This is a genomic window from Jeotgalibaca porci, assembly GCF_011299095.1.
In the GTDB taxonomy this organism is placed as follows: Bacteria; Bacillota; Bacilli; order Lactobacillales; family Aerococcaceae; genus Jeotgalibaca; species Jeotgalibaca porci.
This window is the reverse complement of the sequence record NZ_CP049889.1, coordinates 241,128-265,663: the sequence shown is the minus strand read 5'-3', so window position 1 is coordinate 265,663 and position 24,536 is coordinate 241,128. Positions and strand designations below refer to the sequence as shown.

General features: G+C 41.9%; 22 protein-coding genes, 1 pseudogene and 1 riboswitch. Of the genes and pseudogenes, 13 read left to right on the top strand and 10 right to left on the bottom strand.

Features of this window, described 5'->3' with window-relative positions; all coding sequences use genetic code 11:
• Window positions 1-52: 52 nt before the first annotated feature.
• Both G7058_RS01510 and G7058_RS01505 read left to right on the top strand, forming a co-directional pair.
• Window positions 53-1,444: a sucrose-specific PTS transporter subunit IIBC gene (locus G7058_RS01510; protein WP_166061879.1), complete on the top strand. Its 1,392-nt coding sequence runs from the start codon at window positions 53-55 to the stop codon at window positions 1,442-1,444.
• Window positions 1,445-1,454: 10 nt separating this feature from the next.
• A complete protein-coding gene (locus tag G7058_RS01505; protein WP_166061877.1) occupies window positions 1,455-2,837 on the top strand; it encodes a glycoside hydrolase family 32 protein in 1,383 nt (460 codons plus the stop codon).
• A gap of 22 nt (window positions 2,838-2,859) precedes the next feature.
• On the opposite strand, the gene brnQ is transcribed toward G7058_RS01505, so the two are convergent.
• Entirely contained in the window at window positions 2,860-4,173 is a 1,314-nt protein-coding gene (brnQ, locus tag G7058_RS01500) for a branched-chain amino acid transport system II carrier protein (protein WP_166061876.1), read from the bottom strand.
• A gap of 173 nt (window positions 4,174-4,346) precedes the next feature.
• Here brnQ and G7058_RS01495 point away from each other — a divergent pair, with 173 nt between their 5' ends.
• Entirely contained in the window at window positions 4,347-5,624 is a 1,278-nt protein-coding gene (locus G7058_RS01495; protein WP_227004469.1) for a DNA/RNA non-specific endonuclease, read from the top strand.
• A 240-nt stretch (window positions 5,625-5,864) separates the two neighbouring features.
• Here the strand turns inward: G7058_RS01495 and G7058_RS01490 are convergent, their stop codons facing one another.
• Genes G7058_RS01490 through G7058_RS01475 form a run of 4 tightly spaced genes read right to left on the bottom strand, consistent with a single transcriptional unit; the run spans window position 5,865 to window position 8,015 of the window.
• Window positions 5,865-6,242, bottom strand: a complete 378-nt coding sequence (locus G7058_RS01490) for a PH domain-containing protein (RefSeq protein ID WP_166061875.1) — start codon at window positions 6,240-6,242, stop codon at window positions 5,865-5,867.
• 21 nt (window positions 6,243-6,263) lie between these two features.
• Window positions 6,264-6,695 carry a type II 3-dehydroquinate dehydratase gene (gene aroQ, locus G7058_RS01485; RefSeq protein WP_166061874.1) on the bottom strand — a complete coding sequence of 144 codons (432 nt, stop codon included), beginning with the start codon at window positions 6,693-6,695 and terminating at the stop codon, window positions 6,264-6,266.
• On the bottom strand, window positions 6,685-7,209 hold the full coding sequence (locus tag G7058_RS01480; protein WP_166061873.1) for a shikimate kinase: 525 nt from the start codon (window positions 7,207-7,209) through the stop codon (window positions 6,685-6,687). Before G7058_RS01480 ends, aroQ begins: the two co-directional genes overlap by 11 nt.
• Window positions 7,206-8,015 carry a shikimate dehydrogenase family protein gene (locus G7058_RS01475; RefSeq protein ID WP_166061872.1) on the bottom strand — a complete coding sequence of 270 codons (810 nt, stop codon included), beginning with the start codon at window positions 8,013-8,015 and terminating at the stop codon, window positions 7,206-7,208. Before G7058_RS01475 ends, G7058_RS01480 begins: the two co-directional genes overlap by 4 nt.
• A 420-nt stretch (window positions 8,016-8,435) precedes the next feature.
• Between G7058_RS01475 and G7058_RS01470 the strand changes: the two genes are divergently transcribed.
• Genes G7058_RS01470 through G7058_RS01445 form a run of 6 tightly spaced genes read left to right on the top strand, consistent with a single transcriptional unit; the run spans window position 8,436 to window position 14,052 of the window.
• A complete protein-coding gene (locus tag G7058_RS01470) occupies window positions 8,436-9,272 on the top strand; it encodes a prephenate dehydratase (protein ID WP_166061871.1) in 837 nt (278 codons plus the stop codon).
• A 12-nt stretch (window positions 9,273-9,284) separates the two neighbouring features.
• A complete protein-coding gene (gene aroF, locus G7058_RS01465) occupies window positions 9,285-10,313 on the top strand; it encodes a 3-deoxy-7-phosphoheptulonate synthase (RefSeq protein WP_166061870.1) in 1,029 nt (342 codons plus the stop codon).
• Between the two features lie 11 nt (window positions 10,314-10,324).
• Window positions 10,325-11,410 carry a 3-dehydroquinate synthase gene (gene aroB, locus G7058_RS01460; protein WP_166061869.1) on the top strand — a complete coding sequence of 362 codons (1,086 nt, stop codon included), beginning with the start codon at window positions 10,325-10,327 and terminating at the stop codon, window positions 11,408-11,410.
• Window positions 11,410-12,717: a 3-phosphoshikimate 1-carboxyvinyltransferase gene (gene aroA, locus G7058_RS01455; RefSeq protein WP_166061867.1), complete on the top strand. Its 1,308-nt coding sequence runs from the start codon at window positions 11,410-11,412 to the stop codon at window positions 12,715-12,717. The genes aroB and aroA overlap by 1 nt, the downstream gene beginning before the upstream one ends.
• Window positions 12,698-13,792, top strand: coding sequence for a chorismate synthase (gene aroC / locus G7058_RS01450; RefSeq protein ID WP_166061866.1), 1,095 nt, complete (start codon window positions 12,698-12,700; stop codon window positions 13,790-13,792). Before aroA ends, aroC begins: the two co-directional genes overlap by 20 nt.
• The gene (locus tag G7058_RS01445) at window positions 13,789-14,052 is read left to right on the top strand and encodes a chorismate mutase (RefSeq protein WP_166061865.1); all 264 of its coding nucleotides are present in this window, start codon (window positions 13,789-13,791) and stop codon (window positions 14,050-14,052) included. The genes aroC and G7058_RS01445 overlap by 4 nt, the downstream gene beginning before the upstream one ends.
• 149 nt (window positions 14,053-14,201) lie before the next feature.
• Here G7058_RS01445 and G7058_RS01440 read toward each other — a convergent pair whose 3' ends face one another.
• The gene (locus G7058_RS01440) at window positions 14,202-15,074 is read right to left on the bottom strand and encodes a nuclease-related domain-containing protein (RefSeq protein WP_166061864.1); all 873 of its coding nucleotides are present in this window, start codon (window positions 15,072-15,074) and stop codon (window positions 14,202-14,204) included.
• Window positions 15,075-15,208: 134 nt separating this feature from the next.
• Here G7058_RS01440 and G7058_RS01435 point away from each other — a divergent pair, with 134 nt between their 5' ends.
• Together G7058_RS01435 and G7058_RS01430 are read left to right on the top strand one after the other, a co-directional pair.
• On the top strand, window positions 15,209-16,201 hold the full coding sequence (locus G7058_RS01435; RefSeq protein WP_166061863.1) for an asparaginase: 993 nt from the start codon (window positions 15,209-15,211) through the stop codon (window positions 16,199-16,201).
• 14 nt (window positions 16,202-16,215) lie between these two features.
• Window positions 16,216-16,401 carry a hypothetical protein gene (locus G7058_RS01430; protein ID WP_166061862.1) on the top strand — a complete coding sequence of 62 codons (186 nt, stop codon included), beginning with the start codon at window positions 16,216-16,218 and terminating at the stop codon, window positions 16,399-16,401.
• 702 nt (window positions 16,402-17,103) lie between these two features.
• Here G7058_RS01430 and G7058_RS01425 read toward each other — a convergent pair.
• Both G7058_RS01425 and G7058_RS01420 read right to left on the bottom strand, forming a co-directional pair.
• Window positions 17,104-18,627: pseudogene (locus G7058_RS01425) on the bottom strand (IS1182 family transposase).
• Window positions 18,628-18,760: 133 nt separating this feature from the next.
• Window positions 18,761-19,600 carry a DUF72 domain-containing protein gene (locus G7058_RS01420; RefSeq protein WP_166061861.1) on the bottom strand — a complete coding sequence of 280 codons (840 nt, stop codon included), beginning with the start codon at window positions 19,598-19,600 and terminating at the stop codon, window positions 18,761-18,763.
• Between the two features lie 185 nt (window positions 19,601-19,785).
• Between G7058_RS01420 and G7058_RS01415 the strand changes: the two genes are divergently transcribed.
• Both G7058_RS01415 and G7058_RS01410 read left to right on the top strand, forming a co-directional pair.
• Window positions 19,786-20,757: a tRNA dihydrouridine synthase gene (locus tag G7058_RS01415; protein ID WP_166061860.1), complete on the top strand. Its 972-nt coding sequence runs from the start codon at window positions 19,786-19,788 to the stop codon at window positions 20,755-20,757.
• Between the two features lie 104 nt (window positions 20,758-20,861).
• Window positions 20,862-20,964: riboswitch (NiCo riboswitch) on the top strand.
• Between the two features lie 68 nt (window positions 20,965-21,032).
• Window positions 21,033-22,856 carry a heavy metal translocating P-type ATPase gene (locus G7058_RS01410; protein WP_166061859.1) on the top strand — a complete coding sequence of 608 codons (1,824 nt, stop codon included), beginning with the start codon at window positions 21,033-21,035 and terminating at the stop codon, window positions 22,854-22,856.
• Window positions 22,857-22,944: 88 nt separating this feature from the next.
• Here the strand turns inward: G7058_RS01410 and G7058_RS01405 are convergent, their stop codons facing one another.
• Both G7058_RS01405 and G7058_RS01400 read right to left on the bottom strand, forming a co-directional pair.
• Window positions 22,945-23,796 (bottom strand): pyruvate, water dikinase regulatory protein, encoded by an 852-nt coding sequence (locus G7058_RS01405; RefSeq protein WP_227004468.1) that lies wholly within the window; start codon window positions 23,794-23,796, stop codon window positions 22,945-22,947.
• A 12-nt stretch (window positions 23,797-23,808) separates the two neighbouring features.
• Window positions 23,809-24,438 carry a helix-turn-helix transcriptional regulator gene (locus tag G7058_RS01400; protein WP_166061857.1) on the bottom strand — a complete coding sequence of 210 codons (630 nt, stop codon included), beginning with the start codon at window positions 24,436-24,438 and terminating at the stop codon, window positions 23,809-23,811.
• Window positions 24,439-24,536: the final 98 nt, after the last annotated feature.

Here is a 24,536-nt window from a genome sequence, read left to right as displayed (position 1 = left end):
TTTATTTTGAGGCATTGTGGGACCGGTACCGGAAATAAAGGAGGAAACAAAGTTGGAGAACAGAGAAATTGCAAAAGAGGTTATTCAGGCTATCGGAGGAGAGGAGAACATCGCCAGCGTATCGCATTGTGCGACGCGGCTTCGTGTGATGATCAATGACGAGAAGTTGATTGACAAAGATCGGGTTGAAAATATTGATAAGGTTAAAGGGGCTTTCTTCAACTCAGGCCAATATCAAATAATCTTTGGAACGGGTACAGTAAACAAGATTTATGATGAGGTTGCAAAATTAGGTGTTGCCGAAGTATCACGTTCTGAACAAAAACAAGTAGTGCAGGAAGGAAACTTCTTCAAACGCGCAATTCGGACATTTGGTGACGTGTTCGTTCCAATTATTCCAGTGTTAGTGGCAACTGGATTATTTATGGGACTTCGTGGTCTTTTGACGCAACCGCAAATTCTAGACATTTTCGGGATGACGCCTGATTCAATTAGTCAGAATTTTTTACTTTATACACAAGTATTAACTGATACTGCTTTTGCATTTTTACCTGCTTTGGTTGCTTGGTCAACATTTAAGGTCTTCGGTGGAAGTCCGGTTATTGGGATAGTTCTTGGATTGATGTTGGTAAATCCGTCCTTGCCAAATGCTTATGCTGTTGCGGCGGGGGATGCTTCGCCTATTATGTTGCTTGGTTTTATCCCGATTGTGGGGTATCAAGGAACGGTTCTTCCAGCTTTTATTGCCGGAATTCTTGGCGCGAAGCTCGAAAAGAAATTACATAAAGTTGTTTCTGAGACATTTGACTTACTGGTTACGCCATTTTTGACATTGCTAATTATGAGTATCCTGTCCTTAATGATTATTGGTCCAATTTTCCACTCATTTGAAACAGTCGTCTTAAACGCAACACAATGGCTACTATCACTACCGTTTGGTTTGGCCGGCTTAATTATCGGTGGACTGAACCAAGTCATCGTTGTGACAGGTGTTCACCATATCTTCAACTTCTTGGAAGTTCAATTGTTGACGAACTTGGGAGAGAACCCCTTTAACGCGATTATTACCAGTGGGATGGCAGCTCAAGGTGGCGCGACATTAGCTGTTGGATTGAAAACGAAGAACGTGAAACTAAAAGCTTTGGCTTTCCCATCCGCACTATCTGCTTTCTTAGGAATTACGGAACCAGCTATTTTCGGAGTCAACTTACGGTATGGAAAACCATTCGTAATGGGATTAATCGGTGGGGCAGTCGGTGGTTTTGTTGCCAATATCTTGCAATTAGCAGGCTCAGGCATGTCTATCACTGTTATCCCGGGAATTCTTTTGTACTTGGACAGTCAATTGCTACCGTATATCTTGGTAAACGTCATTGCAATTGCAACCGGCTTCGCTTTGACATATTTCTTTGGGTTCAAAGACGAAGACTTAAAAGAGATTTAGGAGTTTTATTATGTTAGATGGTGTAGTAGCACAATCAAAATACCCATTGGCTTATCACATCACGCCGTTACACGGATTGTTAAATGATCCAAACGGCTTGGTGCAGTTCAATGGGAAGTATCATGTTTTCTACCAGTGGAACCCCACTGGTACGAAACATATCAATAAAAACTGGGGACACATGGTTTCTGATAATATGGTGGACTGGGAAAGACGGGAAATTGCGTTGGCTCCTTCTGAATACTATGATAAAGATGGTATCTATTCCGGGTCTGCGGTCGTAAAAGATGATGTTTTGTATTTATTTTATACCGGAAATGTCATTGAAGAAGATGGCACTAAAAAAAGTTACCAATGTTATGCAACTTCAGCTGATGGTCTAACCTTTGAAAAGAATGGCCCCTTATTTGCACATCCCGAAGGTTTTACTAGACATGTCCGAGATCCTAAAGTTTGGTATTCTCAACCGGATGATAAATGGTTTCTCCTGTTGGGTGCTCAAACAGATGATTTGAAGGGGACCGCCATTTGGTATGCCTCGGATGATCTCAGAGAATGGAACTATCTAGGCGAAATCCTACCGGCTGACGGCAAAGCCTATATGTGGGAATGTCCGGATTTATTTCAGATCGATGACCAGTGGGTATGCTTACTTTCACCGCAAGGGTTGAAAGCAAAGGGCGACCAGTTCCAAAATATTTATCATAGCGTTTATTTTCCAGTTGAGAAAACAGGCTCTAAGTTCCAATTGGCGGATGAGCCGATGACCGAAATAGACTGGGGATTTGAGTTTTATGCTCCCCAGACATTTGAAGCGGATGACGGCAGACGCATTTTATTTGCCTGGATGGGTGTGATGGAGCCGGCTGTTGAGCAAGCTGTACCTACAATAGCAGAGGGTTGGATTCATAATTTGACCATCCCGCGCGAATTAAAGTTCGAAAAGGGAAAGTTGAAGCAAATTCCAGTTGTTGAATTAGCATTGTTACGTAAAAATAAAACGACTTATGCCCTGACGGAACCATGGTTAGTTGCATCGGACGAATATGCTTATGAATTAGTAATGAACATAGAAGCGGAAGCTTCGTTCACACTTGTGCTTAAAGAAGATACAAAATTGTATTATGACGTTTTGGAAAAAAGCTTCACGTTGGAACGCAGGAATTGGTTGACGAATCAACCTGAAACGCGGAAAACACTAGTGGATGAACAGCTGAAAGATGTCCGTATTTTTATCGACGGATCCAGTATTGAAATTTTCGCAAATGACGGGACGATTGTAGCCAGTGCACGTTTCTTTGAAGAAGGACCCTTTGTGATGCGCTATGATGGCGAACTAAACGGACAGGTCGATATTTACGAATTAGCACATAAAAAACCCTTGAGCGAGTAAGTGCTCAAGGGTTTTTCATTGTCTAGTGTAATGGTGATGGATACTGAATCTTTTCTTGACGCGCACCTAAAGCTTGACCAATCACGTAACCAATAATCAAGACGGGAATCCATTGGAAGTTTACTTCATAAAGTGGTAGCTTTTCGATGGTATCAACCTGCAACCAGTTATTTTGATGCACGACTGACAGAATGCTGATAATTGCGACTAAAACTAATGGCAACTGCAAACTGATGCGTGCGGAAGGAATAAAGTAAGAAACGGCAATGAGGAGAACCGTCGAGATGGCAATCGGATAAATCATACCCAATACCGGAACACTGGTTTGGATGACGGCATCCAGTCCTTGATTTGCCAAAATGAATGAGAGGGTAGAAAAGATAATTGCAAAAGTACGGTAGGAAATACTTGGTATCAGACTAGCGAAATACTCACTGACTGCGGCGATTAAACCGACAGCTGTTGTGAGACAAGCCAAGAATATCATGATACCGAGTAGAACGATACCCAAACTTCCAAATGCTTCATCTGAAATAATTTGGATAAGATAAGCACCCAGGTTCTGATTTGCGGGTAGAGATGCTGGTGTCGGCATTTTATTTCCAGCCCATCCAAGTCCCGTATAAATAAAACCGAGTAAAACAACTGCGAGAAACGATGCTTTAATTGTTCCGATAAACAGTTCATTCTTATCCGTTACACCTGTTCCACGAATTGCATTTAAAACAACAATCGAAAAAGCAATCGCCGCAATGGCATCCATTGTTAGGTAACCTTCAGAGAAACCGACAACAAAGGGTGTTTCCATCACCAGTGTTTGGGTTTCGTTTGAACGATAGAGCGCGATTGTCCGTACGATTAACAGTAACATCGTAATGAGTAAGGCGGGCGTTAAGTATTTACCAATATTATCTGCCAGATTGCTTGGGCTCAGTGCGACCAGTAAGACAATCAGGAAGAATAAGAGTGAAAAAATAAATAAACCCATGCTGGTGGATGTGCCCAAAAATGGGACGACTCCGATTTCGTATGCTGTTGTTGCTGTTCTTGGAATTGCAAAGAAGGGACCAATTGTTAAATAGATGATTAACAAGAAGACCACTGAATAGGTGGGATGAATTTTATGTAATAAATCCCGGTAACCATTTTCTGAAATCGAACCAACGATGACAGAAACTAAGGGCAGCCCTACGCCAGTTAAAATAAATCCCAGAATGGCCGGCCAAAAATTGCTACCGCTTTGAAAGCCAAGTGCAATTGGAAAGATTAAATTTCCCGCTCCAAAAAACATGGCAAACAGCATAAAACCAACAATAAATATCTCTTTAACTTTCATGTAACGCCTCCAAAATTATACCTCGTATGAATATCGCAATTTTAAGAGAGGATGTCAACAGCTTTCATCATTCTCTCAGTGGTTTTTAATCATTTTTGAAAGAATGGATTGACGGTTTCAAGGGCCTGATGTATGTTGAATGTAGTCATTCATATACAGAAGGGGATATTAAAGTGAAAAAAATCACATTTATTGTGGCGGCATTATTTCTCACTGTGTTGTTTCCGGCGGCAGTGTTTCTATTTTCAGCAGGCTGCATTTTTTATTTTATAAAGAAAAATCCAGATAAAAAAATGCGGAATTATGCAATCGGTCTGTTAGCGGCGAGTACACTATTCTTAGGTGCGAAGCCGGCCGAACCCGAAAAAGTGGCAGAGGAAACGAATAGCGCACGGGTTTCCGAGGTGGTTGAATCCACCCCTGTTGAGGATTTGGAAAGTAAGGCCCCGGCAGAAGCAAAAGAAGCAGCTGCAAAGGCGAAGGAAGCAGAGGAAGAAGAACGTAAAAAACAAGAGGTGGCCGAGTCAAAAGCAAAAGAGGAAGCTGCTAAACAAAAAGAAGAAGCAGAATCGAAAGCGCAGGCAGAGTCCGCAGCAGCTGAAGAGAAGTTGGCTACCGAACGCGATACCATTCATCAAGCGACACCACCGATAGCGAATGGATATACTTATGTTGAAATAAATAATAACATACCCCTGTTCACCAACGCCGATTTAAGTTCGACCGAGGCATGGGAAGACTATGGCGCCTTGGATCACCTTGGCCGTGTGACTGAAGCAAATGCTGTTCTGGGCGTGGAGTTAATGCCAGCTGAAGAGCGCGGAAGTATTTCGAGCATCCATCCAACCGGTTGGAATCAAGAGAACTATAGTGTGGTTCCAGGTGGTTGGCTATATAATCGCAGCCATTTGATTGGATTTCAGCTGACGGGCGAGAACGCAAATGCACGAAATTTAATTACTGGAACACGTTGGTTTAATGCGGAAGGTATGATTCCTTTTGAGAACTTTATTGCGAATTATATTGAAACGACCGAGAACCATGTGCGTTACCGAGTGACGCCGTATTTTGAAGGTGATAATTTGTTGGCTTCAGGTATTTATATGGAAGGAATGTCGATTGAAGATAACGGTGAAGCACTAATGTTCCATATTTATGTACCTAATATTCAACCGAGTGTGCATCTCGATTATGCTACAGGCTTGAGTTGGACCGACGAGCCAGAACCGGAACCAGAAGTGGTTGAGGAGGTTCCCGTTGTCGAAACAGTTGTGGAAGAAGCCCCTATTGAAACAGAAGTTAATGATGTTACCACGGTTGATACAAATGGAAACGGGCAAGTGACCATCCAAGAGGCTAAAGATGCTGGGTTTAGCATGCCTATCTACAGTGATCATTGGTTATATCCCTATATGATTGACCGTGATGGCGATGGGATGGTTGGAGAATAGCATTCAAATCAAAAAACTCAGACCGAAAAGTCTGAGTTTTTTGTTTGTCCCCATAATTGGGACATTTTGATACTATTTTTCAAGAGAAATGTTCCAATCTCGGCTTATTGGGACATTTCAAGCGAATAAAAAGTCCAAAACGTTCCAATAACTATTTATTGGAACGTTTTAACCGAATTTTAATGCCGTAATGTCCCAATCCAGGAAGTTCACTTCGACAAGGCCATAACTAGCAAAAATCTACACCACACCAAACATTGCTTCAGCAATAATCTGATCGAATTCGCGCACATCGATTCCCCGTCGAAGGTTTATTTTGAAATGACCGGCACGTGTCCACAAATCAACTTCGGCACTCAAATCCAGAGAGATTCCAGCATTTTCAGTCGCCCACATATTAATCGAAGTATAGGGAATGGAATACATTTCGACTTTCGAACCTGTTACTCCCTGAGAGTCGCGGATACTCAACCGTTTGTTTGTAAAAATAGCCCGGTCACGAATCGTCTTAAAAGCCGCAATCGGTGTTTCCGTTGAAGCCATGATTTTTGCGACATCGTTTGGAATATCACTGCGTGCGATAAACGTCCATTCTAAAATAGTCTCCATCTCATTCATCGTGCGTCCTCCTCAAGTCTGCTACTTGTGTCGTATCACTGCCAAGATTCCTAAAATATAACTGTCTGCACCAAATCCAGAAATTTGTCCGATACAAGCTGGTGCCGTGACGGAAATTTTACGAAATTCCTCACGTTGATGAACCGCGCTTAAGTGAACTTCTACAGCGGGTACCGAGACACTTTTCAGAGCATCATGGATGGCATAACTGTAGTGTGTGAAGGCCCCGGGATTAATGACAATCCCGTCCATTTTCTCAAAATGCGCTGCTTGGATGTGGTCGATAATCGCGCCTTCGTAATTGCTCTGGAAAAAGCTGACTTCATGTCCATTTTCCATCGCATAGGCCATTATTTCCTGATTAATATCGTCAAGCGTTTGATGTCCGTAGATTTCTGGTTCACGAATGCCCAGAAAATTTAAGTTCGGACCATGAATGATGTTAAATTTCATTTGCAGTTCCTTTCTGAACATACGCATTGAGCGCTTCAATTATTTCATTCAGTGCCATGATAAGGTTGTCGTTATTTTCAATCGTAATATGCGCGTATTTATGATACAAATCAATCCGTTCGACGTATAATTTTTGAAGTCTCTCCACGCCGTCTTTTAAGAGGGGACGAGTGGCAATTTGTACGTCATCACTAATTTTTTCAATATGACGATTAAGAAAAATGACAATTCCATTCTTCTGTAGCGCACGCATATTCTCTTCTCTTAAGATGATGCCGCCGCCAGTCGAAATGATGAGATTTTTCTTCAGCGCAAATTTTTTCGCTACTTCGGTTTCGATATCACGGAAATGTGATTCGCCGATTTCGAAAAGTTGGCTGATTTCCTTTTGCGTATATGTTTCGATTTCGGTATCCAAATCAATCATCGGCATCCGTAATTTGTTACTCAACATGCGCGCCAACGTACTTTTTCCGCTACCCGGCATGCCAATTAATACAATATTCTCTTTCATTTTGCACCATTCCAGTTCTCTCGGAAATAATTTAAAATAGATAAAACCTCATCTTGAGTAAATGTACGCTCTTCCCATATTTCAACGGAACGTATGGCTTGACCCACTAACATATCCAGGCCATTTACGGTATCTTTACCCAAACTATTCCCTATTCCCAGAAATTTCGTAACAGCCGGATTATACGTCATATCGAACAAATAATTAAACTGGGCAATGACGGTTTCGTCGACCGGAGATGCGTCGACATCCGGGTACATACCAATCGGAGTACAGTTTACCAGGAAATCACCCGAATGTTTCTTAAGTTCCGCGTAATCAATATATTTCCAAGGGCCATTTTTTTGGCCGGCGGAACGGGAAACAATCGTTACCGACTGTGCACCTTGATCACTCAGGTAGTGGGCTATCGCCAATGATGCGCCCCCTGAGCCTAAAATATATGCCTGTTTATCTTTCACTTGCCAATTTTTCAGTTCAAAAGTAAGGGCGATGCCAGCGTAGTCGGTATTATATCCTTCGAAAGCACCGTTAACGTTTTTAATCGTGTTGACGGAATGCAACCGTTCCGCTAGCGGCGAAAGCTTGTTTATGAGAGGAATAAAATCCTGCTTGTAAGGAATCGTAATATTTGCGCCCCTTATTCCCAGGATTTGTAAGCTTTCTAACGCTGCAGGGAGCTGCTCTTCTTTAATTTCGAAATTCTTATACGCAGCAGCTATCCCGGTTACCTCGTAAATTTTTTTGTGAATCTGTTGGGAAATACTGTGCCCGAGAGTTTTCCCGAATAAACCATAAAACTTCAAAATTTCTCACCGTTCTTTCGTATCTCTTTTAGTGTAACTATACGGAAGAAGAACTATTAATTCAATACATAATCTAATCAAATTAGATTATTATTAGAAAGACCTTGCAATTTTAATAATCATTGTTTATGATTAGTTCAAGAAAAGGAAACGGGGTACGCATATGTTGAACAAGCAATGGACAACCACATCTACATACTTTAGCTACTTTAGATAGGTTCATATCCGCACTTTGGGTATGAACAGTGAAAAACTTTCATATCTAAAGTGGCTTGATTTAACATGCAACACCTGCCGCTTAGAGAAACTATGCGGTGGTCTGAAATATTCTGTTACAGCGTAACGGAAGCGACTAGAAACTCTGCTTAGTTCTTTCTAAGCAGAGTTTCTTTTTTATTCTATTAAAGAGGGGATGAGTATTTGAAAGTTGGTTATTTAGGAGTGCCGGGATCAAATAGTGAAGTTGCACTGCAAAATGAGTGTCACGGTATGCCGGACATCGAAGCGATGGGCTACACAACGTTCCCCGAATTAATTTCAGATTTGGTTGAAAAGAAATTAGAAATGGCCCTCATTCCGGTTGAAAATTCAACCACCGGCTTTATTGCCCGGACGGCGGACTTATTTCGGAATAAGCCGATTGTCGCTGTTGCGGATCGCTATGAACCGATTGATTACACACTTTTTGGGGTTCCGGGAACGGACCTGAGCACCATCACAGAAGTATATTCGCATCCAGAAGCCCTGTCACAATGCGAGGTTTTCCTGGCACAGTTTCCAGAAATGAAAGAAATGCCTTTCGCTGACACAGCGAAATCGGCTGCCTATGTGAAAAAGCAGAACAGTCCCCAAATGGCGGCGATTGCGAATCCCCGCGCTGGGAAATTATATGGACTAGAACCGCTGGCAATGGGTATTCAAACAGAGAAATCAAACACAACGCGTTTCTATATTATGAAACATGCAGACGCAGCCATTCTTAAGGGGAATCAACTGTCTCTTTACTTAGAGGTGCGCCATGAACCCGGCGCGTTGTCTAAATTATTACAAATATTTGGTATCTTAAATTGCAACTTATTATCACTCAATGCACGTCCAATACCAGGTCAGCCCTTTGCCTATGGCTTTTTCCTGGAATTGGATATGACAGACATGTCCGTAGCTTTCGACGTACTTTGGCAAACAGTCTTGCAGGCAGTGACGTATATACAAATATTGGGAAGATTTGAACGAACAAACCACATCGAATATAATTAGGGAGAGATAAATATGATTATTGTAATGAAAAGAAATGCATCAGCGAATGAAGTTAAGGAAGTTATGGCACACATTAAAGAAGTTGGCTTGAATCCCGTGATCATTGAAGGGACGGAGCGCGATGTCATCGGCGTAACCGGCGACACAGCAACTGTAGATATTCGCACGATTCGTGCCAATAAAAATATCGTGGAAGTACTACGCGTTTCGGAGCCGTACAAATTGGCAAACCGTGCCTTCCATCCTGAAAATACACAAATTAAAGTCGATAATGAAATCATCGGCGGCAAACAACTAGCTATTATTGCAGGCCCCTGTTCGGTTGAAAGTGAAGAGCAGATTGTAAATATTGCCAAGCGGATGAAAGCGGCGGGCGCGAACTTTATTCGTGGAGGTGCGTTCAAACCACGTACATCTCCTTACTCTTTCCAAGGGTTGGAATTGGAAGGGCTGCGTTTGTTGGAATTAGCGAAAAAAGAAACAGGTATGCCAATTGTTTCGGAACTAATGTCTACGAAATACCTGGATGAATTTGTTGAGCGCGTGGATGTGATTCAAATTGGTGCCCGTAACATGCAAAACTTTGACTTATTAAAAGAAATTGGTAAGACACAAACACCGATTCTTTTGAAACGGGGTCTGTCTGCGACGTACAAAGAATGGTTGATGTCAGCGGAATACATCATGTCAGAAGGGAACGGCAATGTCATTCTCTGTGAACGTGGTATTCGAACATTTGAAACAGAAACGCGTAATACCCTGGATATTCAAGCGATACCGGTTCTACAAAGAAGAACACACTTGCCAATTATTATTGACCCAAGCCACGCCGGCGGAGAATCTTACTTAGTGCCAGCAGGGGCTAAAGCAGGCGTTGCCGCTGGAGCGGACGGATTGATGATTGAAACACATGAAGATCCAGCGAATGCATGGAGTGACGGCGAACAATGTCTGACACCGGACGAATTCGATAAGTTAATGGAGCAAATCCGCGTCTTGGCGCAAGTTGAAGACCGCACGGTTGCCGCTAAATTAAATTAAGGAGTGGGAGTATGGCAGTCTTAACGGTTGATGTCACGTCAGAGGATATTCACTATCCTTTGAAAATAGAAAAAGGTTTGCTGAATCATTTAGCAGAAGAAATTAAAAGTGTTTATAAAAATAAGAAGATTGCGATTGTAACAGATGCACATGTTCAGGCGTTGTATGGTGAACGGGTGGTCGAGCAGTTAGAAGCGGCTGGATATGAACTGACGGTTATCGTTCTAGAACCTGGTGAGCAAAGCAAATCGTTGGAGAATCTACAGCATATTTTCTCGGAATTAATTGCCTTTGGACTTTCTCGCAGTGATTTAATGCTTGCTTTGGGCGGAGGCGTGATCGGTGATTTAGCGGGATTCGCAGCAGCGAGTTATTTACGCGGTATTGCCTTTGTTCAAATTCCGACGACATTACTGGCGCAAGTGGACAGCAGTGTCGGTGGAAAGGTAGCAATTGATTTGCCGGAAGGGAAAAATTTGGTCGGAGCTTTCTATCATCCAAAGTTGGTTCTAATTGATCCGAATGTATTGGAAACTTTATCCGATTCTACCTTTAACGATGGCATGGCAGAAGTGATTAAATATGGCTGCATCCACGACCACGATTTCTTTGAGCAATTGAAACAATACCAATCTCGCGCAGAAGTGATGGCCGAGATTGAGTCGGTTATTGCAGACTGTTGTACCATCAAACGCGACTTGGTTCAGTCCGACGAACGTGACACCTCCGAACGCATGCTCTTGAATTTCGGTCATACGATTGGTCATGCGATTGAAGCCTATTACCGCTATGAGAAATATACCCACGGCCAAGCCATTTCAATCGGGATGGTTGCCATGAATCGTTTGACCGAAGCATTGGGAATCAGTGCAGAGGGTTCGACAGAAATAATCGAAACGATACTGAAACAATACGCGCTGCCAACTGAATTAGCAGAAGCCGCGGACTATCAAAAAATATTACCACTAATCAAAAATGATAAGAAGAATATCGAAAATGCGCTGTTTATCGTTGTGTTGGATGCGATTGGAAAATCCCGTACGATGGCTGCTCCGGTAGATTTCTTCGCACCATTGTTGAAAGGAAATGAAGTATAATGACGGATTTGCTATTAAAGCCTGCCAAATTAAGCGGCGATGTAACGATTCCGCCTTCAAAGAGTATGGCGCATCGTGCGATTATAGCGGCGTGTTTGGCGGAAGGCAAGAGCATCATCACGAATATCGATTTGTCAGATGATATCATTGCGACAATTGAAGGGATGAGAGCCTTTGGTGCCGAAATCACACTATTGGGTGATGGCCAGCGGAAAAAATTAATCATCGAAGGGGTAAGTAAAAAGCAGTCCGCACAGAATCGGCTCATTGATGCAAACGAATCAGGCTCCACTTTGCGTTTCTTCATTCCGATTGCGACGCTTTTTGACGGCGAAACGCGCTTTATCGGTCGCGGTAAATTAGGAATGCGACCTTTAGATACGTATGAAAAAATATTTAATGAACAGGGTTTGCATTTTCAGCCATCGGGTACACCGGAATTGGATTTAACAGTCGGTGGAAGATTAAAAGCAGGCCGTTATGAAATGGCTGGAAATGTCAGCTCCCAGTTTATCACAGGGTTGCTGTTCACCTTGCCGTTACTGAGGGGTGATTCGGTCATTGCGATTACGACCGAGGTGGAATCAATCGGCTATTTGGAGTTAACGTTGGAAGTGTTACGTGCTTTCGGAATTTCCGTAACCTACAATGAAACAGAACGCGAATTCCTCATTCCCGGCGGCCAACGTTACCGGGCACAGACTTACACTGTTGAAGGCGACTATTCCCAAGCTGCTTTTTTCCTAAGCGCTGGAGCGTTGGGAAATGCAGTTCGCGTGACCGGTTTAAAACCTGACTCAAATCAAGGGGACAAAGGTATCATAGAAATTCTGGAGCAGTTGGGCGCCGTGATGCACAGCGAAGGCGATGCGGTCACAGCTTCTGCACCAAATGGGTTAAAGGGTGGCGCGACGATTGATGGGGCCCAAGTGCCGGATATTATTCCGGTGAGTGCGTTAGTCGCGTGTCTCAGTCCCGGCGAAACACAAATTATCAACTTGAAGCGTTTGCGCATTAAGGAAAGTGATCGGCTGGAAGCAACGAAAGAGGAGCTGGCGAAGTTGGGTGCGGACATTCGCGTTGTTGGCGAAGAATTGCATATTACCGGTATTGCTTCTTTACACGGCGATGCGACAGGCTGGAGTCACAAGGATCACCGGATGGCCATGATGTTGGCGATTGCCAGCACGGTCTGTGAAAACGAAATTATCATTAAAGATGCGGAGTATGTTTCAAAATCATATCCGACATTTTGGCAAGAATTTGAAGCATTAGGGGGACAAATCAGTGAGTGGAATCTGGGGTAAAAATTTAGAATTATCCATTTTTGGGGAGTCACACGGTCGAGCAATCGGTGTGACAATCAATGGCTTACCATCAGGACTGGAAATCGATATGGATGCTGTGATGATTGAAATGGCTCGTCGCGCGCCCGGTCAAAATGAATTGACGACACCGCGGAAGGAAAAAGATGAGCCGGATATTGTCAGCGGTTTGTTGGACGGCAAAACAACCGGGGCACCTTTGACGGCTTTGATTTGGAATACAAATACGCGTTCAAAAGATTACAGCCAAATGAAACGGTTGATGCGCCCGGGACAAGCGGATTATCCAGGGAAAGTCCGTTACGACGGCCATAATGATTACCGTGGCAGTGGCCACTTTTCCGGACGGATCACAGCGCCGTTAGTTTTTGCCGGTGCGATTGCCCAACAGTGGTTGGAGCAAAAAGGGATTGTCGTTGGCTCCCACGTTCAGAGTATTGGGACGGTAGAGGACACGCGCTTTGACGATCAAAAAAATGTGACTGTAGCACAAATTGCGGCGATGAAGCGCGAACAGTTGCCTGTTTTCGATACAGCGAAAAAGGATGAAATGCATCAAGTCATTGTGGATGCTAAAGAAGACAAAGATTCTGTCGGCGGAATTGTTGAAACGTTTGTGCTGGGAATTGATGCTGGGTACGGGAATCCTTTCTTTGATTCCGTCGAGTCGACGCTGGCACATTTAGTTTTCGCAGTGCCGGCTACGAAAGGAATTGAATTCGGCGCAGGGTTCGACATCACACGTATGCGTGGTTCTGAAGCAAATGACGAATATTATTACGATGAAAATAATCAAATCAAAACACGCACGAATAATAACGGCGGTATTTTGGGTGGTATCACTTATGGGATGCCAATCGTTTTCCGGACAGCGATTAAGCCGCCCGCTTCGATTGAGAAGAAACAACGGACTATCGATATCGAGTCCGGCGAAGATGCCGACTTGGAAGTTTTCGGTCGTCATGATCCGTGTATCGTTCCGCGTGTCGTGCCTGTGTTAGAAGCCGTAACTGCGCTTGGGTTGATGGACTTAATTTTAGGACGTGATAAAGCATGACGGATTTGGAACAATACCGCCAGGAAATTGATGCAATTGACCAAGAGTTGACGCGCTTGGTTGAACAGCGTTTCGAGGTTGCCAAGAAAGTTGCGGCTTACAAGCGCGCGCACGCTTTACCCGTGTTGGATAGCTCGCGCGAGGATGCCGTCATCCAGCGCAATCAGGAACGATTAGTTCGATCCGAGTACGAAACAGAAATCGCCACCTTTTATACAGGGCTGATGGCCATTTCGAGAAGTATTCAAGAGAAAATGTAATCAAATGGCCTACTCGCATTTTTGAGTAGGCGATTTTACCTAAAAAAGCTCACTCAGGCGGAAATATTAAGCTGAGTGAGCTCTTTTTCTGAAATTGGCTCACTCAAACACTATTTAGAGTCTGAGTGAGCTATATTTGGCTAAACAGCCTACTCAAAGTTCTGAGTGAGCCTTTCCTTCATTATTTTCTTACATTGGGAATGCGACAATACCCCATCACACCATTCCGATAATAGTCGTCCGTTTAATCGTTTCTCAGGAAACAATAGCTGGAATTCCTGAAGCGCACGAATGACAGCTTCATTATTCAGACCGATAAAGCCACACCTGTTACATTGATACCTTCTCTGCGAAATTCCTTGGACTAAACAACCACAAACACTGCAGCGGATTCCTTTTTGTAGCGTGTCGAAACGATATGCGGGAATCTGCTTATGAAAGACTTTATCAGGCAGTGCTGCCGCGCGCAATGCTGAACTTAGCCTGTTAAACTCAAAAGAATAGGGGCGTGCATACTGTTCAAGTCGTGCGATATGGGCGTTTATTTGCGATGCGAAAATAACATTTTTGTCAGCTTCTGCTTGATACAAAGTAAATTCGGGGTTTACAAAGACAACACAGGCCTCGACAAAAATACCGTCAAAGCCAAGCTCACTCAATAAACGTTTGAAATTATTTTTCGTACGCGTCGCCTGAATCAGCGGATTCGGGATTTCGATGTCGCCATTCCGGTAACATTCACTACCGTGAATCCAGTCACCGCTGTAATTTTTCACTTCGTAAATTATCACGCAGTCCTTGATAAACAACAAAGCATCTAACTGAATCTGTCCCGAATATTTAGGGTCGAAAATCAAATCCTTTAACAGTATATGTTCACATTTCAAATCACCCAAACGCTCGCTAAACGCAAACTCTCCATTAAAACCTTTCAGTAAATTTCCCAAATAACGTTTTTCTTCCGCATCCAAATTCATCCGTTCATTTAAAGCTTCCATCATTAATAACGTAACTGGCTTCATATAAATTCCTCCTCTACATATAGATAAGCAAAAAATGTCAAAAACCATTTTTTTATTTAAACAAAGTGTCTTATAAAATAAAAAAATGGTATGCTTATTCATAATCTAGACACACATACATAAGGAGGAAGAAAATGAAGAGAATAGCCATGATCTCGACCGGAGGCACAATCGCCATGCAGGCAGATGCGAGCGGTTTAGCAAATTCGGCTCTTGGCGCACGCAAATTACTCGAACTAGCAAATATTGATCGCACTGATATCACGTTTGTTGAAATGGAGTATATAAATATTCCGAGCCCGCATATTCAAATTGAGGACTTAGTAACCTTAAAAGAGCTCGTTGAGAAAGCAGTAAATGAGGAGAAAGTGGACGGCGTTGTAATTACGCATGGAACGGACACGCTCCAAGAAACAGCGTACTTTCTAGACTTAACACTCCATTTAAATGTGCCGGTTGTCGTAACAGGTGCGCAACGTAATTCATCTTTGACCATGTCCGATGCGGCTTTAAATATTGCCGATTCAGTTCTGGTTGCATCAGACCAACGCGCGGCTGAAATGGGTGTCTTAGTTGTTTTTGGATCGGAAATTATTCCGGCTCGTGATGTTATTAAAGAACATAAAACAGCTCTCACAACTTTCAAAGCAATTGATTTTGGACATATCGGCCATGTAAATAACGGGCACTGTGTCTGGACGCGTAAACCTTTAATACATGACCACTACCAAATTGGTTCAGAAATTGAGAAACTAAAAGTAGCGATTGTTCCGACTTATATCGGTCAAGACTCAACGATGTTACGCTATCTGCTAAATGACGGCATCGACGGCATCATTATTGAAGGCTTTGGAGCCGGGCATGTGCCACAAAATATGGTGCCGGGCATCCAAGAAGCAATCGAAAAAAACGTTCCCGTCATTTTGACGTCGCGTTCACGAAAAGGCAGCATGCTGACGGATACGTACGGTTTTATAGGATCGGAGACCTATTTACGTAAAATGGGCGTTATCCAAGGTGAAGATTTAACTCCGGACAAATTGCGGATTAAATTATTGCTGCTGTTATCTACCCACGCAACACACGCGGAAATAAAACAAGCGTACGAACAACACTTCTATCTATAAGAGGGAGTGACGAAATGCACTACGAATCCGAGGAAACAGTGACAGAAAACTTAACGTTGGCACGGCATGATCTATCTAATTTCATCGCTAAAAACGCAGACAAGTTGTCTGATTCTGATTTACAGTTTCTTCAAAATCATGTACTCAATCGGTTAAATATTGTCCACCAAAACTGGATTATCCTGCAAGATAAACGGTAATACAAAATATTTGTATGAACTCTTAGTGATATAATCAAATAACAATAGTATCGGAATTAAAAATTACTTTTATAAAAAATCTAAATTGGAGGTAATACTGTGAGAATAAGTAAAATTAACAAACAGATTTTTGTAAAATCCAACTATCCAGTTTATTTTATCTTTGTACTCTTAACAGTCACAAACTTACTGTACGTGTTATCTGAAGTAAATAAACCCAATATTATAAAATCTATGGGGTATGACATTACTGAATATTCAGTGTTCCAAGTGAGCCAGTCCGAGGTAGAAAAATTATCGAGAATCTCTAATTATTCACACCTATTTGAGAGTGCTTTTATAATAATCTCTCTACTATGCATTATTTTATTACTTACAAAAAAGGTTCGTCCTTTTTTTAGGAGTCTAATGTTTATTGCTTTTAGCTTCTTTTTATTTCTTTATATTCTAAATATAACCTTAGCTATATTATTTGACGCTCCTCAAGGGAACTTAATTCAATTACTTTTAATACCCTCTCAATTTCTATTTTTAGTAGGTATATATGGATTCATAAAATTCAGGAATTAGAACAAATAAACAATAGTTTTATTTTAATATATTGAGGCTGGGACAAAATATCTCAGCTAACCAAAAAGATGATTGAGTTCAAAAAACTCAATCATCTTTTTATTTTTTGTATTAAAAAGTCGCGTAATTCTGTTAACTAGCCTTCCTTAGATTATATTTTCTCAAGTTATTGGCCATCAAGGCCAATTCAATATCAACTTTTACCTTTTCTTTTCCACGTAAATGGAATCGAGTGAAACCCAAATTAGCCTTTATCTGGCCAAAAACAGGCTCAACATCGATTTTGCGTTGTGCAAAAACCCGAGATCCTTCGGGCGATAAAAGCTTACTCGTTTCTTGTTCTTTTAATTCCTCATAGTGCCAATTATAGTTAAATGATTTTTGGGGGGCTTCTTCCGGATTAGTCGGTTTATATACATGGATTACCCGAACGAAACCACTCGTGTTCTTCTTGCGGCTGATATGGCTGAAATAATATTTCGTGCCATCCGGATGGACAAAATAATTTTCTTCCGTCACATATTCCCAATTTTTTCTATTTTTATCTGATGATTTATAGTTATGCTTTTGTTCTTTATCAAACGCATTATATTTGATAAGGTGTTCCACACCAATTTGGTCCAAGTAATCCAGGGTTTCCTCACTGCCATATCCAGCATCAGCTACAATGGTCTTCGGTAAAATAGTCAAGGAATCTACAAAAGGGATGAGTGTCCGCGTATCCGTAGGATTTGGAAATATCCCGACGGCCAAAGCGAATTGGTTTTCAGTACCAACCTGAATGTTGTATCCCGCCTTAAGTTGTCCATTTTGCATATAGTCATCTTTCATTCGCATAAAAGTAGCGTCGGTATCCGTTTTTGAGAAGTTGTTCCGATCCTCCAAAACTTCTTCATACGCCGCATATTTTTTCTTACGTGGAATAAAGTCATTAATCAATTTGCGCAAGTGTTTCTTTAGTGTCCGTCGTCTTTGCTTTTTAGGGTTTTTCCCTTTAATTGGATTCGCCTCGATGTCACTAGACAGGTCCTGAATTTCTTTCTCAATGATAGTGGCAATTTCTTCCAACTCAGCGGTGGACAGTTCATCAGAATCATCAATCTGCATGGCTTGGTCAACCAATGGTTGAATTTCTTCCTTAAAGTACTGCATCGCCTTTTCTTTAAGGGAAGCTTTGTATCTCTCAATGGCCTTTTTCCAGACAAAAGAAAACTTATTGGCATTTGCTTCAATTTTCGTGCCATCAACGAAGAGGGTTTCCATCGTGACCATATTTTCTGTCTTCAGTTTCGCTGCAAATTCCGCAAACAATTCCGGTAACAGATTTTGGCAAAACAGTGATGACTGAAACCGGTTGATTGTACGGTAGGAAATCGTTTCTTGGCTTACCAACTACATCATAGCGATGTTCTCCAACATCATCTTTTCCATTTTTCGTCCCGAGAAGATACCTTCCGAGTAGGCGAATAACAAAGCCTTGATAAGCAAACGCGGGTGATAACCAGGCCTTCCTTCGGAAGCCTCGAATAAAGGATGGGCAGACCAATCTAACGATTCAATAAATTCATCGATAACAAAAACAAGATGGTCTTGGGGAAGCAAAGCGGATAACTCCAATGGTAAAGTAGTTTGGTTTGTGTTATATTTTTTATACATAAGAAAGCCCCTCCTGAATGTATTTGTCGTTATTTACATTATACTAGGTGGCTTTCTTTTTTTATACCAATAACAAAGCAGCCCGGAAGTTTTTCTTCCGGGCTGCTTTTTAGCTAGGTTTTGTCCCAGCCTCTTATTCGAACAAATTTAGCTGTTGCGGAGCCAGTCCCCTAAATTCCAATCCTAACATTTTCTGCAATGCTTTGGCATTTGGTGCGGCATGGCCACCTGAGTTATTATTAAAAATAACCGTGACATCTTTTGCATCCTTTGCCAAATCCAGAACCGCTTCTTTAAGGAAAGCCAACTCTTCTTCTGGGTAATCATACAACGTACGAAACGTGCGCCAATCAATGGCGTCGTCTCCGAGCCAACCCGCATAGTTACGCCCATGTAGTCTCATGAACGCTAAATCGGTATTTGTCACGACCGGCACAAAAGGCACAGAGTTGTCAGGCGTCTGCGGCTGATCAACGACCACATTGATAAAGTGCATGTCGCTCAAAAATTGTAACGTTCCTTCTTTAAATTCTTCGGCAAACCAACTTTTATGCCGAAATTCTATCGCAATCGGCAAATCACCCATCAGCTCACGTACCTTGCGCAAATAATCCACATTTTCACGCACACAAGAAAATAGCGGTGGAAATTGGAAAAGGAAAGCCTTCACTTTATTACTTTCCACCATCGGACGAAAGGCTTTCAAATACAACGTAAACAATTCATCCAAACTGCGTGTTTCATCAGGTCTGCGTGCGTGGGTCGTCATGGGACCGTATGCTTTAGGAACAAATTGGAATTCCTCCGGTGTCAGCGCCCCCCAACGTTGAACGTTTTTTTCAGAAGGGATGGCATAAAAGCTAGTATCCAGTTCGACAACGGGGAAGTGACTCGCATAGTCCGGCAGTTTCCGTTTCTGGTCAGGCGCAATCGTTTCATGGTCGGACCAACCTGTTAAACCAATTGTAATCACAGCGCCACATCCTCCTTACTCGTTTTGATAATCATAGTCTGTTATTCTATCTCCTGTCAAAAGTTAAACCTGAAATCTTTCATATTCAGAAGAGTTGTGGTAGTATACTTAATTGCAATAAGTAAGTACTTATAATCTAACTACTATATATATTTTATTTGATTGATACAGGAAAGGGGTTTGAAATGAAAGAGAATTTTTGGCAAGAATTACCGCGTCCGTTTTTTATTTTAGCACCAATGGAAGACGTAACGGATGTTGTGTTTCGTCATGTGATTAAAGAAGCGGCAAGTCCCGATGTATTTTTTACAGAATTTACTAACAGTGAAAGTTATTGTCATCCAAACGGAAAAGAAAGTGTCCGTGGCCGTTTGACATTTACGCCTGATGAGCAGCCAATTGTCGCGCATATTTGGGGAGATAAGCCTGAATTTTTCCGTGAAATGAGTATCGGAATGGCTGAGATGGGTTTCAAAGGAATCGATTTGAACATGGGGTGTCCGGCACCTAACGTATTCAAACATGGTCGCGGAGCGGGTCTAATCCGTCGTCAGGACGTTGCTGCTGAATTGATTCAAGCAGCAAAAGCAGGGGGATTGCCTGTAAGTGTGAAAACGCGCTTAGGTCATGCAGACGTTGACGAATGGAAAACGTGGTTGAAGCACTTGTTCGAGCAAGATATTGCGAACCTTTCCATTCATCTGCGTACCAAAGTAGAAATGAGTAAAGTGGATGCACACTGGGAATTGATTCCGGAAATTAAAAAATTACGTGATGAAATTGCACCACATACCTTATTGACTATTAACGGCGACATTCCTGACTACCAAACAGGGAAAGAACTCGCTGAAAAATACGGTGTGGATGGCGTCATGATTGGACGGGGTGTGTTCCACAATCCTTTCGCATTTGAGAAAGTTAAAAAAGAACACAGCCCACAAGAACTATTGGGACTCTTCCGTAAACATTTGGACTTATTCGACAAATATTCTGAAGTTGATCCGCGTATTTTCAAACCATTACAACGTTTCTTTAAAATTTATGTCCGTGAATTTAAAGGGGCAAGCGATTTACGCGTTCAATTATTTGAAACAAAAACGACGGCGGAAGTACGCGCAGTCTTGGATGCATTTGAAGCAGAACATTTTGTGCATTAAAACCATAAAAACGCTAAGTGAACGAATGAGCATGTTGACAGATTCGTAGGTTTGGTTTAAGCTATAAGTAACAAAATTGAATTTAATTAGCTCTCACTTGGAGGGCCATTAAATCTGAACAGGCGGTGAACTCTTAGAGGTTCATGCAGCCGGACCACCATTTGTGTGGTAGCAGAGTCGTGCTTTGGGCGCACCTGTGGGACAGTAACTACTGTTCTATTGGTGCGCCTATTTTGTATAGAAAAATATATTAATACGTAAAAAGGGGTAGAGAAATGTTAAATTACTTATTTAAAACACGGGCAGGGCAATTCTTGATGACAGGTATTTTCTTTACGGTAATGGGTTTTGTGACCACCGATTTTGTGAGCCAAATTGCTTTTTATATCGCTATTTTCTTCTTAGGTTACTTTGCTGCTCAAGATGCAATCGTTGAGACGGTCAAATCAAAATCTCCGAATGTCGATTTACTCATGATACTGGCGGCGTTAGGAGCAGTGGTCATCAATTATGAGTCTGAGGGTGCGATGTTATTACTTATCTTTGCTGGCGCAGAATTTTTGGAAGCTTTTGCCTCCGACAAATCGACAAATGCAATTAAAGAACTGATGGCACAAGTTCCGACAGTGGCTCAAGTTCTGAAACCAAACGGGGATGTTGTCGAGGTGGGGACGAGTGAACTGGTAATTGGAGATATTGTCATTGTTTCAAAAGGTGCTCAAGTTCCAATTGATGGTATCAGCGATCGGAAGACCCAAATTAATGAGGCCTCTTTGACCGGTGAATCTTTACCGGCTGAAAAAGAACCCGGCGACGCCGTTTTTGCCGGGACATTGAACGAAGGCAATGTTTTTCATCTTACGGTCAACAAAACCAGCGATCAGACCATATTCTCCAATATCATCCGCATGGTTGAGGAAGCTCAAAATCGTCCGTCACATATTGCCAAATTCATTGATCGTTTTGAAAAAAAATACGTAACCGGTGTTTTAATCGCTGTTCCGGTTTTTATCGCTATTCTATATTATATGAGTGATTTTACTTTTGAAGAGGCATTTTACCGGGGCATGGTGTTGCTGACCGTTGCTAGCCCCTGCGCTTTAGTAGCTTCTGCTACACCAGCGACCTTGAGTGCCATCAGTAATGGCGCAAAAAATGGTGTACTGGTTAAAGGTGGGGCAGCAATGGAAGCCTTGGCTACGATGGATGTCCTCTATAGTGATAAAACGGGAACAATGACGTTTGGTGATTTCCGAGTAGTCGACTATGAAGCATCAGTTGATGTAATAAAAGAAGTTGTCTTCATGGAACAACAATCTTCACATCCGATTGCCCAAGCAATCGTTTCGAAGTTCAGTGACTTATCATTGGATGCCGTTGACAGTCGTGAACCTATCGAAGAAATTGCAGGATTTGGGTTGAAAAAAGGGCCTTATCGTGTCGGAAAACCTTCCGCTTTTACCCAATTCAATGACCCGAATCAGTATCATGAAAAATCAGCGGGCGATTATACGACGATTTTAGTGGCAAAAGAAAATGAAATTGTGGGTTATTTTTCTATGAGCGACCAAGTGCGCCATGAAGCAGTTGACGCCGTAAAAGGCTTCCAAGAAGAAGGCGTAGAAGTCATCTTATTGACAGGTGATAATGAAGCAGTCGCTAAGAAGGTTGCCATAGAAGTAAATATTACGCATTATAAAGCAGCGTGTACGCCGGAAGATAAAATCAATGCGGTTATGGCGAGTCAAGAAAAAGAGCAAGTTGTCGGCATGATTGGTGACGGCATTAACGATGCCCCTGCGTTAGCTAATGCAAATATTGGTATTGCAATGGGAAGTGGTACTTCTGTCGCGATGGAATCAGCTGAAGTAGTTATCGTGAAGAACGATTTGATGAAACTGTTGTACAGTTATAAATTGAGTCAACGTCTAAATCGTATTATCAAACAAAATATCATTTTTGCGGTTGGGGTCATCATTATGTTGGTAGTACTCAATGTCCTCGGACTGTTAGACTTACCAACCGGAGTCGTGTTCCACGAAGGGTCAACCATACTGGTCATCCTAAATGGCCTGCGCTTGATAAGAGAGCCGAAGTAATTAACCAAAGAGTGGGAAAAAGGCGTGTAAATCCGAATCATTTGTAAAAAAAGAAGCCAACTCGCATGTGAGTTGGCTTCTTTTCTGATTAATACAAACTTAGTTTTGTTTGCTGAAAGGTTTCGCGGTAATATTCTTCGATCAAAACGGCTGTTTCTTCAATAGAACGATTCTCAACATTGATGGTCATAATTCCTAACTGATCAAATAAATCGCCTGCATAAGCTAATTCTCTTTCAATCCGTTGTTGATCGGAGTATTGGCTTGTATTTTTTAACCCAAGTGAAGCTAGACGTGCTTGCCGAATTCTTGCGAGTGTTTCGGCAGAAGTAGTCAAGCCAATGATTTTTCGGGCGGGAACCTTAAATAATTCTTCTGGAATTTGTGCTTCGGGAATGATCGGTAAGTTCGCTACTTTATAGCCTTGGTTAGCCAAGTAGAGACTTAACGGTGTCTTAGATGTTCGGGAGACACCTAATATAACGAAGTCAGCTTTTTGGAATCCTTTCGCATCTTTCCCATCATCATAACGCACGGCGAACTCCATTGCGGAGACCCGATTGAAATAATCTGTATCTAATTTATGTAAAGCGCCTGGCTCTTGTTTCGACTGTTCGCCATATTCTTCCTCAATAATCGCCGTTAAGCGCGTCATTAAATCCACATGCTTAATATTTTCTCGTTTGGCGAATGCATCCACAAACGCAATCATTTCTTTATTAACCAAAGTGGAAACAATAATGGCATTCTCTGTTTTTGCGTCTTGCATAATATCCGCTATTTGACCGGAATTAGTAATAAAAGGAAATCTTTTAATTTCTGAAGAGGAAAGGGCTGGGAACTGAGCAAGAACGGCAGCAGTTATTTTGAGTCCTGTTCCACCTACAGAATCTGAAATAATATAAATAGGATTAATTGTCTTTTTAGCGATTTTCATCATATGAGTCATCCTCTAACTATTATTTGAATCATTTCCAGATTGGATAAAATGACTCATTAGCCTTGTCTTCGTTAATTTTCCAACAACTTTTAGGGGGTTATCTTTCGATACTACAGGGAGAGAATCAACACGACGTTTCATTAATAAGTTCCCTGCTTCTAATATACTAACATCCGGAGTTACTGTCACAATATTCGGCATCCGTGTCATAATCATGGCAACCGGCGTATTCTCAGCATTCGCATTCCCAATCACAAAGCGCAAGAAATCTTTACGAGAAATAACACCGATTAATTCATCCGCTTCATTTTTAACGTATAACGAACCTACATCGTACATAAAGAGATTGGTTACTGCATCATAAACGGATAACGTTTGCTCGACTAAAATCGGTGTAATCATAATTTCTTTTACAGGCAAATCAAAAAGCTGATCATAGACGAGTGGTTTGACATCGTGTCCGGTATAGAAATAGCCCACTTTCGTTCGGGCATCCAGAATGCCAATCATCGTAAGAACAGCTAAATCACTCCGTAAAGTTGCACGACTTAAGCCTAAATACCCGGCAATTCGATCGCCACTGACAGGTTCATGTTCTTTCACTATTTCAATTATTTTATTTTGACGTTCAGTAAAATTCATTCAACCGACCTCTTTAATCAAGATGTTTCTATTATATTAAACATCCTAATTTTAATCAATCACTAATTAAAGCGCTTGACCTCTCAATAGTGTACACT